Origin of the sequence: Streptomyces sp. NPDC056734 (assembly GCF_042790455.1) — a bacterium.
GTDB lineage: Bacteria > Actinomycetota > Actinomycetes > Streptomycetales > Streptomycetaceae > Streptomyces.
This window is the reverse complement of sequence record NZ_JBHTZD010000044.1, coordinates 25,032-35,316: the sequence shown is the minus strand read 5'-3', so window position 1 is coordinate 35,316 and position 10,285 is coordinate 25,032. Positions and strand designations below refer to the sequence as shown.

Sequence of the window (10,285 nt, the reverse complement as noted above, 5' to 3'; positions counted from 1 at the left end):
GCGCCGATGGTACTGCAGGGGGGACCCTGTGGGAGAGTAGGACGCCGCCGAACAATCTTTGGAAGGACCCCTGGTCCCAGCGTTCAGCTGGGACCAGGGGTCCTTTTGTTTTTACAATGCTTGCAGTACCTAAGACAGGAGTCACCGATGTCCACCAACTCTCCCGACGACCGACCGGAGCGCGATCAGCGGCCACGGGACAGTGGTGATCGCGGGAACCGCAACGAGCGTGGTGATCGCGGTGGTCGTAGTGATCGTGGTGGTGATCGGGCCGGCCGTGGTGGCTACCGCCCCGGCGGTGATGGTCGGCGGGACGACAACCGTGGTGCGGCTGGTGCGGGTCGTGGTGAGCGCGGTGGGTTCCGCGGGCGTGACGACCGGCGTGACGACCGGCGGAGTGGCCCGGACCGGCGTGACAGTGGGGAGCGGGGGGCTCGGCCGTCGTATCAGCGGGATGACCGTGGGCGGCCTCCGCGTCGGGACGATGACCGGGATCGGCGTGGGGTCCGGCGGGACGACCGGGGAGACCGGGGCGATCGGCTGGCCTTCCGGCAGGATGGTGACAGGCCCGCCGTCCGGCGCGATGACGAGCGTGGTGGTCCTCGGCGTAGTGACGATCGGGGTGGTTTCCGGCGGGACGACAACCGTGGGAGTTACGTTCGGCGCGATGATCGTCGGAGTGATGACCGTGGTGGTGATCGCGGTGGTGATCGGGGTGCCGATCGGGGCGGGTTCCGGCGTGATGAGCGGCGGGACGACCGTGGTGGGCGGAGTGATCGGCCTGCCTTTCGGCGGGACGAGCGTCGCGACGACCGAGGTGATCGGCCGGGCTTCCGGCGGGACGAGCGTAGTGATCGGCCGCCTTTCCGGCGGGACGATCGGGGTGAGCGGCCTGCGGTTCGGCGTGATGACCGGGGCGATCGGCCCGCTGCTCGGCGTGATGACCGTGGGGATCGTGGGGGATTCCGGGGGCGGGACGACCGTGGGGGGCGTGGGCCTCGGCGGGATGATCGGGGAGGGCGTACCGGCGGCGGGTTCCAGGGGCGGGACGATCGGGGAGGGCGTACCGGCGGCGGGTTCCAGGGGCGGGACGATCGGCGTGGCAGTGGTGCCGGCGGCGGCGGTCGGTTCCGTGATGAGCGGGAGCGGGATCGGGAGCCGATCAAGCGGCTGCCGATTCCTGAGGACGTCACGGGTGAGGAGATCGACGGCGGTGTACGGCAGGAGTTGCTGAGTCTGCCGAAGACCCTCGCGGAGGATGTTGCCAAGAATCTGGTGATGGTCGCTCGGCTGATCGACGAGGATCCCGAGGGTGCCTATGGGTATTCGCGGGTTGCTCTGCGGCTGGCGTCGCGGGTTGCCGCCGTACGGGAAGCCGCTGGGTTCGCGGCGTATGCGAATCAGAAGTACGGGGAGGCGCTCGCGGAGTTTCGGGCTGCGCGGCGGATGACCGGGAATGTGGATCTGTGGCCGGTGATGGCCGACTGTGAGCGGGGGCTCGGGCGGCCGGAGAAGGCGCTGGACATGGCCGGGGCGCCGGAGGTGCAGAAGCTCGACAAGGCGGGGCAGGTCGAGATGCGGCTCGTCGTGGCCGGGGCCCGGCGGGACATGGGGCAGTTGGACGCGGCCATCGTGACCTTGCAGAGTTCCGAGCTGGCTTCCAGTTCCGTACAGCCGTGGAGTGCGCGGCTGCGGTATGCCTATGCGGATGCCTTGCTGGCGGCCGGGCGGAAGGATGAGGCTCGGGAGTGGTTCGGGAAGGCCGTCGAGGCCGATCGGGATGGCAGTACGGATGCCTCCGACCGGCTTGCCGGGCTGGACGGGGTCGAGTTCGTCGACGCGCTCGATGAAGATGACGATGAGGGCGGTGGGACCGAGGACTCGGAGGGCTGAGGCTCGGTTGAGTTTGAGGTTGAGAGGGGGGTGGGGCTTTCCGTTGGGGAGTTTCGCCCCCTCTCTTTTTTGGGGTTTTGCGGGTTAGAGGTCCAGGGTGCGTAGGACCAGGCCCGATGCCGGTTTCGGGCCGAAGGAGGTGGACTTTCGGGGCATGGTGACGCCCTGGCGGGCCAGGTCTCGGACCAGTTCCTCGCGGACGGGGTGCATGAGGACTGCTGTGCCGCCGTCCTGTTCCGCCTTGGTGACCGTGGCCGTCGTGTCGTGGATGTAGACGATGTCGGTCGGGGAGTCCTCGGGGATGTGCCAGAGGGCGGTGAGGAGGGTGGCGTGCAGGACGGTGGCGTCCAGGGTGCGCCAGGGGGTGGGGCGGTCGGTGGGGACCGTGCGGGCCAGGAGGTCCGGGTCGGGGTGGTCGACCAGGTGGTAGGTGCCGTCGCCGGCCAGGAGGTAGGCGTTGCCCTCGGCTGATGCTTCCGCGAGGGCCGTCAGGGACTGGGCGAGGGGGGTGTGCAGCCGGCGGACGCGGAAGTGGGGCTTCAGGGCCGTCAGGGCGTCCGGGAGGGGAAGGTGGGGGAGGTAGCGGTGGATCGCCCGGACCCGCAGGGGGTAGCGGGTGGTGTCCACCAGGAGGACCAGGCCGTCGTCCCAGGGGCTGGGGGTGTGGTGTTCGGCGCGCAGGCGGCGGTAGGTGGCCCAGCGGTGGTGGCCGTCGGCGATCAGGGCCTGGTGGTGGGCGAGGTCGCTGGTGACGGTGGCGATGTCGGAGGGGTCCGTGAGGGACCAGAGGCGGTGGTGGTAGCCGTCCTCGGTGGTGGTCGCGAGGAGGGGGGGCTCTTCCGCCGTGCGTTCGATGACCTCGGCCGTGGTCGTGCTCTGGTCGCCCCGGTAGGTGAGGAGCAGGGGCTCCAGGTTGGCGGAGGTGGCGCGCATCAGGGCGGCCCGGTCGGCCACCAGGTGGGGCATGACGTCCTCGTGCGGGAGGACGATCCGGTCCGCCGGGTCCGAGACGCGCAGGGCGCCGATGACTCCGCGTTGCAGCAGGCCCTCGCCGTCGCTCTGTTCGTAGACGTAGAGGCCGGGTTCGGGGTCGGCGGTCAGGATGCCCTCGGTGCGCCAGCGGCTGAGCGTGTCGGCGGCCTGGGCGTTGCGCGCCTCGGCGGTGGTGGCCTCGGGGAGGATCAGCCGGACGATGTTGTACGGGTCGGCGGCCTGGAGCTGGTGGAGGCCGTCGGGGCGGACCACGACGTCGTAGGGCGGGGACGTCACGGCGGCGAGGCTGCCGACCCGGTCGGGGTCGTAACGAAGGCCGCGGAACGGGGTGAGTTCCAGGCCCCGGCGCTCCGTCGCTTCCGAGTGACCTGCTGAGTTCATCCCGGCATCGTACGTCCGCGTACCGCTGTCAGTGGCATGGGGGATGATCGGGGGAAAGGCCGCCTGAGCGAGGAGCGATGTGCGATGAGTCAGGGCGTCAGGACCAGGCCCGAGGGCAGTGAGCGGGCGCTGAGCGAGGCGTACGACACGGCGCTGCTCGATCTCGACGGGGTGGTGTACGCGGGGGGTGACGCGATCGCGTACGCCGTGGACTCGCTGGCCACGGCCCGGGACGGCGGGATGCGGCTGGCGTATGTCACCAACAACGCGCTGCGGACGCCGGACGCGGTGGCGGCGCATCTGACCGAGCTGGGGATACCGGCGGGCGCGGCGGAGGTGATCACCTCGGCGCAGGCGGTGGCCCGGCTGATCGCCGAGCAGGTGCCGGCCGGGTCGCGGGTGCTGGTGATCGGCGGGGACGGGCTGCGGGTGGCGCTGCGGGAGCGCGGGCTGGTGCCGGTGGAGTCGGCGGACGACGAGCCGGTGGCGGTGGTGCAGGGGTACGGCGGGCCGGAGCTGGCGTGGGGGCGGTTCGCGGAGGCGTGCTACGCGATCGCGGGCGGGGTGCCGTGGTTCGCGTCGAACACCGATCTGACGATTCCCAGTGCGCGCGGGATCGCGCCGGGCAACGGGGCGGCGGTGGAAGTGGTGCGGATCGCCACGGGCGCGGAGCCTCGGGTGGCGGGCAAGCCGTTGCCGCCGATGCACCGGGAGACGATTCTGCGGACCGGGGCGCGACGGCCGTTGGTGGTCGGGGACCGGCTGGACACGGACATCGAGGGCGCGTTCAACGGGGAGGTCGACTCGCTGCTGGTGCTCACCGGGGTGACGGACGGGGCGCAGTTGCTGGCCGCGCCGCCGAAGCATCGGCCGACGTATGTGGACGCCGATCTGCGGGGGCTGCTCACCGGGCAGCCGGAGGTGACGGAGAGCGGGGACGGCTTCCGTTGCGGGGGCTGGACGGCGCGGGCCGGGGGCGAGCGGCTGGAACTCGATGGTCAGGGGGCGGCACTGGACGGGTTGCGTGCCCTGTGTGCGGCGGCCTGGACGGTGGCGGGGGAGGGGGCCTGCGGGCTCGACGGGGGGAAGGCGCTGGCGCGGTTGGAGTTGTGAGGGGAGGAGAAGGAGGGGGGTGTCGGGCGGGTGGGTCCCGGGGCCTGGGGATCGGCCGGTGGAGTCGGCTGCATCACGCTGTGGATCCCTGGCTGTGGCGGTCAGCGGCGCCTTGATGCATAGGAGGGTAGGCTAACCTAACCTCGTGTTGGTTGAGAGTCCTCCCGAGCCGCGCGTGGACATGGTTTCCGCGCCGCCAACCCGCCGGGTGATCCGCGGTGTTGGGCTGCTGGTCGCGCTGGCGTTGCTGGTGCTGGTCGCCCTGGTGAGCATCGCGGTTGGCGCGAAACCGCTCTCGCTGGGCGAGGTGTGGCACGGGCTGTTCCAGGATTCGGGACGGTATGCCGATGTCGTCGTGGGTGATCGGTTGTCGCGGACGCTGCTCGGGCTGCTCGCCGGGGCCGCCCTCGGGCTGTCCGGCGCGGTGCTCCAGGCGCTCACCCGCAATCCGCTGGCCGACCCCGGGCTGCTCGGCATCAACGCGGGGGCGTCCGCCGCGGTCGTCACCGCCATCACCTACTTCGGGGTCACCAGCCTGATCGGCTATGTGTGGTTCGCGTTCGCCGGGGCGGCGGCGGTCGGGGCGCTGGTGTGGTTCCTCGGCGGCAGCCGCGGGGCGACTCCGGTACGGCTGGCGCTCGCCGGTACGGCGATCAGTGCCGCGCTGTACGGCTATCTCCAGGCCGTGATGATCATGGATCAGGCGGCGTTGGGGAAGATGCGGTTCTGGACGGTCGGTTCCTTGAACGCGGCGACCACGGACACCATCGTCCAGGTGCTGCCGTTCCTGGTGACCGGCACCCTGCTGGCGCTCGGGCTGGCCCGGCCGCTGAACGCGATGGCCATGGGCGACGACACCGCCAAGGCGCTGGGCGCCCATCTCAACCGCACCCGGGCGCTGTCGATGCTCGCCGCCACCGTGCTGTGCGGGGCGGCCACCGCCGCGTGCGGTCCGATCGTGTTCGTCGGTCTGATGGTGCCGCATGCGGTGCGCTCGTTCACCGGTCCCGATCTGCGCTGGATCCTGCCGTACGCGACCGTGCTGTCGCCCGTGCTGCTGCTCGGCGCCGATGTGATCGGGCGGCTGATCGCGCGGCCGGCGGAGGTCCAGGTCGGGATCATCACCGCGATCCTGGGCGGCCCGGTCTTCATCTATCTCGTACGACGGCGGAGGACGGCCCAGCTGTGAGGACCGCGGTGAGCAGGGCATCGGACGGGGCCGGGAAGGCCCGGGGGTGGGCGGCCGTGCGGACGCCGGGCGGGCTGTCCCTGCGGGTGGACGCGCGGGCGCTGGTCGTCGGGGTGCTGCTGGTGGGCGTGGCGCTGCTCATGAGCGTGCTGCTGGTCGGCACCGGCGACTTCCCGATTCCGGCGGTCGATGTGCTGAAGACGCTGGCCGGGCAGGGGGACGCCGGGCAGGAGTTCATCGTCAATGAGCTGCGGTTGCCGCGGGTGCTGGTCGGGCTGCTGGTGGGGGCGGCGCTGGGGCTGGGCGGGGCGCTCTTCCAGTCGATCTCGCGCAATCCGCTGGGCAGTCCGGACGTGCTCGGGCTGGGGCAGGGTTCGACGGCCGGGGCGCTGATCGTGATCGTGCTGATGTCCGGGAGCGCCGAACAGGTCACCGTGGGTGCGCTCGTCGGGGGGCTGGCGACCGGGGCGGCGATCTATCTGCTCGCCTGGAAGCGGGGAGTGCACGGATACCGGCTGGTCCTGGTCGGGATCGGTGTCTCGGCGGTCGTCACCGCGGTCAACGGCTATCTGCTGACCAGGGCGGACATCGTGGACGCCGCGCGGGCCGTGGTCTGGATGACCGGATCGCTCAGCGGCCGGGGCTGGGACCAGGTCTGGCCGCTGCTGGTGCTGTGCGCGATCCTCGTACCGCTGGTCCTCGCCCACGCGCGCGGGCTGCGGATGCTGGAGATGGGCGACGATGTGGCGTACGCGCTCGGGGTGCGGGTCGAGCGGGTGCGGCTGGTGCTGATGCTGGCCGCGGTGCTGCTCGTCGCCGGGGCCACCGCCGCCGCCGGACCCGTCGCCTTCGTGGCGCTGACCGCCCCGCAACTCGCCCGCCGGCTCACCCGCTCGCCCGGCCCCAACCTGGTGCCGTCCCTGTGCATGGGCGCCGCCCTGCTGGTCAGCGCCGACTGGGCCTCGCAGCGGCTGTTCGGCTCCGATCAGCTGCCGGTCGGCGTGGTCACCGGTGTCCTCGGCGGCGGCTATCTGCTGTGGCTGCTGGTCACCGAGCGCAAGGCGGGCCGGATATGAGCGGCATCGAGAGGCGGACATGACCGCCATCGAGAGGCGGACATGAGCGCCGCCGAGAACCGGAACTTTTCAGGGAGCACCGTGAACCGCCTGTCCGCCGAGAAGGTCACCCTCGCCTACGACCAGCGCGTCATCGCCGAGCAGCTGTCCGTGGAGATACCCGACAACTCCTTCACGGTGATCGTCGGTCCGAACGCGTGCGGCAAGTCGACGCTGCTGCGGGCGCTGTCGCGGATGCTCAGGCCGAGCCGGGGCCGGGTGCTGCTGGACGGGCAGCTCATCCAGTCGATGCCCGCCAAGAAGGTCGCCCGGACGCTGGGGCTGCTGCCGCAGTCGTCCATCGCGCCGGACGGCATCACGGTCGCCGACCTGGTGGGCCGGGGCCGGTATCCGCACCAGGGCATCCTGCGGCAGTGGTCCACCGAGGACGAGCGGGTGGTGCGGGAGTCCATGACACGGACCGGGGTGGCCGACCTGGCCGAACGGTATGTGGACGAGCTGTCCGGCGGCCAGCGGCAGCGGGTGTGGATCGCCATGGCGCTGGCCCAGCAGACGCCGCTGCTGCTGCTGGACGAGCCGACGACGTATCTCGACATCCAGCACCAGATCGACGTACTCGATCTCTGTGCGGAGCTGCATGAGGAGCAGGGGCGGACGCTGGTGGCCGTGCTGCACGATCTCAATCACGCCGCGCGGTACGCCACGCATCTCATCGCCCTGCGCGACGGTGCGGTGATCGCGGAGGGGGCTCCGAGCGACATCGTGACCGCCGAGCTGGTCGGGCAGGTGTTCGGGTTGCGGTGTCAGGTCATCGACGATCCGGAGACGGGTACGCCGCTGGTGGTGCCGGCGGCGCGGAAGGGGCGGGGGGTGTCCCTGGGGAAGGCGGGGGCGGTGGCCGGGGAGGCTTCCTGAGGGGCTTGCTGCCGGGGACTTCGACCAGGGCTTTCTACAGAGCTTTCCTACAGGAGCTTTCTCAGGTGCAGCAGGTCGCGCAGGCCCGCTGTCAGTTTGATCCGGCCCGAGCCCCAGGCGGGGGCGAAGCCGAGCCGGCCGTCGACCAGGGCGATCAGGTCGTCGCCGGTCATGGCCAGCCGGATCTGGGCCTTCTCGGAAGGGGGGCCCGCCACGGTGTCGCGCACGTCGATCCGGCCGTCCTGCATCCGGCCCACGAAGGTGATGTCCAGGTCGGTGATGTGGCAGCTCACCGAGCGGTCCATAGTGGTGGCCGCGCGGACATCGCCCTCGGCGTGCCCCATCTTGGCCGAGAGCCTGTCGAGTGCGTCGCGGCACTCCTCGATCGTCGCCATCATGATCGACGGTACCGCAGCGCTTCGCGGTAGCGTCGGGGCATGAGCGAGTCAGTGCCGGAGAGGGAGATCCTGACGGAGGAGACCGGGGACGGTTTCGAACCCGCGTACGAGCCCGCTGCCCCCGCGCCCCTGGACGTCCCCCGTACGCCCACCGGTGACGCCGGTGTGGACGCCGGGCTCCAGCGGCTGGCCGATGCCGACCACCTCACCACGGACGGGCATGTGGAGGTGTACGAGGATGTGCACCGGGGGCTGCGTGACGCGCTCACCGCGCTCGACGCCCGCCCGGGACCTCCGGCGCCCCCGACGCCGTACCCCCAGGGCAGGAGCTGAACCGAACGTGGCAGGAGTCGCACGTCGCCGACTGGACGCGGAACTGGTCCGCCGTAAGCTCGCGCGGTCGCGGGAACACGCCGGTCAGCTGATCGCCGCCGGGCGGGTCAGTGTCGGCAGAACCCTCGCGACCAAGCCCGCCACGCAGGTGGAGACGGCGGCGGCGATCGTCGTCGCCGTCGACGACAGCGATCCGGAGTATGTGTCCCGGGGCGGGCACAAGCTCGCCGGCGCGCTGGCGGTCTTCGTGCCCCTGGGGCTGGTCGTCGCGGGGCGGCGGGCGCTGGACGCCGGGGCCTCGACCGGCGGGTTCACCGATGTGCTGCTGCGCGCGGGCGCCGCGCACGTCGTCGCCGTGGATGTGGGATACGGCCAACTCGCGTGGACGCTCCAGAGCGATGAACGCGTCACCGTCAAGGATCGTACGAACGTACGCGAGTTGACGGTCGAGGCGATCGATGGGGAGCCGGTGGATCTGGTCGTGGGGGATCTGTCCTTCATTCCGCTCGGACTGGTGCTGCCCGCCCTGACGCGGTGTGTGACACCGGACGCGGATCTGGTGATGATGGTCAAACCGCAGTTCGAGGTGGGCAGGGAGCGGCTGGGCAGCGGCGGAGTGGTGCGCAGTCCGGAACTGCGCGCCGAGGCGGTGCGCGGTGTCGCCGCGAAGGCGTGGGAGCTGGGCCTCGGGGTGCGGGGAGTGACGGCCAGTCCGCTGCCCGGACCGTCGGGGAATGTCGAATACTTTCTGTGGCTGCGGGCCGGGGCTCCGGAACTGGCCCCGGCCGACGTTGACCGTGCTGTGGCGGAGGGGCCGCGTTGACATCGAACCCTTGTCCTACCGAGACGCCTGATGGTTCTCGTACGGTTTTCCTGCTGGCGCACACCGGGCGGCCCGCGGCCATCCGCAGCGCCGAACTGGTGGTGAAAGGGCTGCTGCGCTCCGGGATCGGGGTGCGGGTGCTGGAGCATGAGGCGCGGGATCTGCCGCTGCCCCCAGAGGTAGGGCTGGTCAAGGAGGCGACTCCGCAGTGCCTCGACGGGTGCGAGCTGCTGATCGTGCTCGGGGGTGACGGGACGCTGCTGCGGGGCGCGGAGTTCGCGCGGGCGTCCGGGGTGCCGATGCTCGGCGTCAACCTCGGGCGGGTCGGGTTTCTCGCCGAGGCCGAGCGGGACGACCTCGACAAGGTGGTCGACCGGGTGGTGACCAAGGAGTACGAGGTCGAGGAGCGGATGACCGTCGATGTCGTCGTGCACAGCAACGGGGACATCGTGCACACCGACTGGGCGCTGAACGAGGCGGCGGTGCAGAAGGCTACCGCCGAGAAGTTGCTTGAGGTCGTGCTGGAGATCGACGGGCGGCCGGTGACGGGGTTCGGGTGTGACGGGATCGTGCTGTCCACGCCGACCGGGTCGACCGCGTATGCCTTCTCGGCCGGGGGGCCTGTGGTGTGGCCCGAGGTGGAGGCGTTGCTGATGGTGCCGATCAGTGCGCATGCGCTGTTCGCGAAGCCGTTGGTGACCTCGCCGGATTCGGTGCTGGCCGTGGAGGTGCTGCCGCATATCCCGCCGGGGGTGCTGTGGTGTGACGGGCGGCGGACGGTGGAGTTGCCGGCGGGGGCCCGGGTGGAGGTGCGGCGGGGGGCGGTGCCGGTGCGGTTGGCTCGGTTGCATCATGCGTCGTTCACCGACCGGCTGGTGGCGAAGTTCGCGTTGCCGGTTTCTGGGTGGCGAGGTGCTCCGCACTAGGGCTCCGCCCTTCTGGGGGGTGTCTGGGGGGTGGGGATGAGGGTTCCCGGCATTTCTGTGCGCCATCCGGGAGGGTGGGTTCTGGGGGGTGTGCGGGTGCGGGTGGGGTGTGGTTTGTTGCGCAGTTCCCCGCGCCCCTGAGGGGCGCTGTCCGGGAGGGTGAGTTGTGGGGGGTGTGCGGGTGCGGGTCGGGTGTGGTTTGTTGCGCAGTTCCCCGCGCCCCCAAGGGGCGCTGTCCGGGAGGG

The 10,285-nt window shown here is 71.2% G+C and carries 11 protein-coding genes; 9 read left to right on the top strand and 2 right to left on the bottom strand.

The genetic code is table 11. The features are described from left to right. Positions 1–205 precede the first annotated feature (205 nt). Positions 206–1,234 (top strand): hypothetical protein, encoded by a 1,029-nt coding sequence (locus ACFRFC_RS37365; protein ID WP_383112697.1) that lies wholly within the window; start codon positions 206–208, stop codon positions 1,232–1,234. Next, positions 1,171–1,893 (top strand): tetratricopeptide repeat protein, encoded by a 723-nt coding sequence (locus tag ACFRFC_RS37360; RefSeq protein WP_382693516.1) that lies wholly within the window; start codon positions 1,171–1,173, stop codon positions 1,891–1,893. The genes ACFRFC_RS37365 and ACFRFC_RS37360 overlap by 64 nt, the downstream gene beginning before the upstream one ends. Before the next feature lie 84 nt (positions 1,894–1,977). Here the strand turns inward: ACFRFC_RS37360 and ACFRFC_RS37355 are convergent, their stop codons facing one another. Then, a complete protein-coding gene (locus ACFRFC_RS37355) occupies positions 1,978–3,267 on the bottom strand; it encodes a DUF1015 family protein (RefSeq protein WP_382693464.1) in 1,290 nt (429 codons plus the stop codon). An 84-nt stretch (positions 3,268–3,351) separates the two neighbouring features. Here ACFRFC_RS37355 and ACFRFC_RS37350 point away from each other — a divergent pair, with 84 nt between their 5' ends. The 4 genes from ACFRFC_RS37350 (at position 3,352) to ACFRFC_RS37335 (ending at position 7,560) form a co-directional block, all read left to right on the top strand. Then, a complete protein-coding gene (locus tag ACFRFC_RS37350; protein WP_382693465.1) occupies positions 3,352–4,380 on the top strand; it encodes an HAD hydrolase-like protein in 1,029 nt (342 codons plus the stop codon). Between the two features lie 145 nt (positions 4,381–4,525). After that, positions 4,526–5,569, top strand: a complete 1,044-nt coding sequence (locus ACFRFC_RS37345; RefSeq protein ID WP_382693467.1) for a FecCD family ABC transporter permease — start codon at positions 4,526–4,528, stop codon at positions 5,567–5,569. 8 nt (positions 5,570–5,577) lie between these two features. Then, positions 5,578–6,645, top strand: coding sequence for a FecCD family ABC transporter permease (locus ACFRFC_RS37340; protein ID WP_382693469.1), 1,068 nt, complete (start codon positions 5,578–5,580; stop codon positions 6,643–6,645). Between the two features lie 42 nt (positions 6,646–6,687). After that, a complete protein-coding gene (locus ACFRFC_RS37335; protein WP_382693472.1) occupies positions 6,688–7,560 on the top strand; it encodes an ABC transporter ATP-binding protein in 873 nt (290 codons plus the stop codon). Between the two features lie 47 nt (positions 7,561–7,607). On the opposite strand, the gene ACFRFC_RS37330 is transcribed toward ACFRFC_RS37335, so the two are convergent. Further along, on the bottom strand, positions 7,608–7,955 hold the full coding sequence (locus ACFRFC_RS37330; protein WP_382693518.1) for a sterol-binding protein: 348 nt from the start codon (positions 7,953–7,955) through the stop codon (positions 7,608–7,610). A 42-nt stretch (positions 7,956–7,997) separates the two neighbouring features. Here ACFRFC_RS37330 and ACFRFC_RS37325 point away from each other — a divergent pair, with 42 nt between their 5' ends. Genes ACFRFC_RS37325 through ACFRFC_RS37315 form a run of 3 tightly spaced genes read left to right on the top strand, consistent with a single transcriptional unit; the run spans position 7,998 to position 10,040 of the window. Then, the gene (locus tag ACFRFC_RS37325) at positions 7,998–8,291 is read left to right on the top strand and encodes a hypothetical protein (RefSeq protein WP_382693474.1); all 294 of its coding nucleotides are present in this window, start codon (positions 7,998–8,000) and stop codon (positions 8,289–8,291) included. A 7-nt stretch (positions 8,292–8,298) separates the two neighbouring features. Further along, positions 8,299–9,114: a TlyA family RNA methyltransferase gene (locus tag ACFRFC_RS37320; RefSeq protein WP_382693476.1), complete on the top strand. Its 816-nt coding sequence runs from the start codon at positions 8,299–8,301 to the stop codon at positions 9,112–9,114. Continuing rightward, a complete protein-coding gene (locus ACFRFC_RS37315; RefSeq protein WP_382693479.1) occupies positions 9,111–10,040 on the top strand; it encodes an NAD kinase in 930 nt (309 codons plus the stop codon). The genes ACFRFC_RS37320 and ACFRFC_RS37315 overlap by 4 nt, the downstream gene beginning before the upstream one ends. Positions 10,041–10,285: the final 245 nt, after the last annotated feature.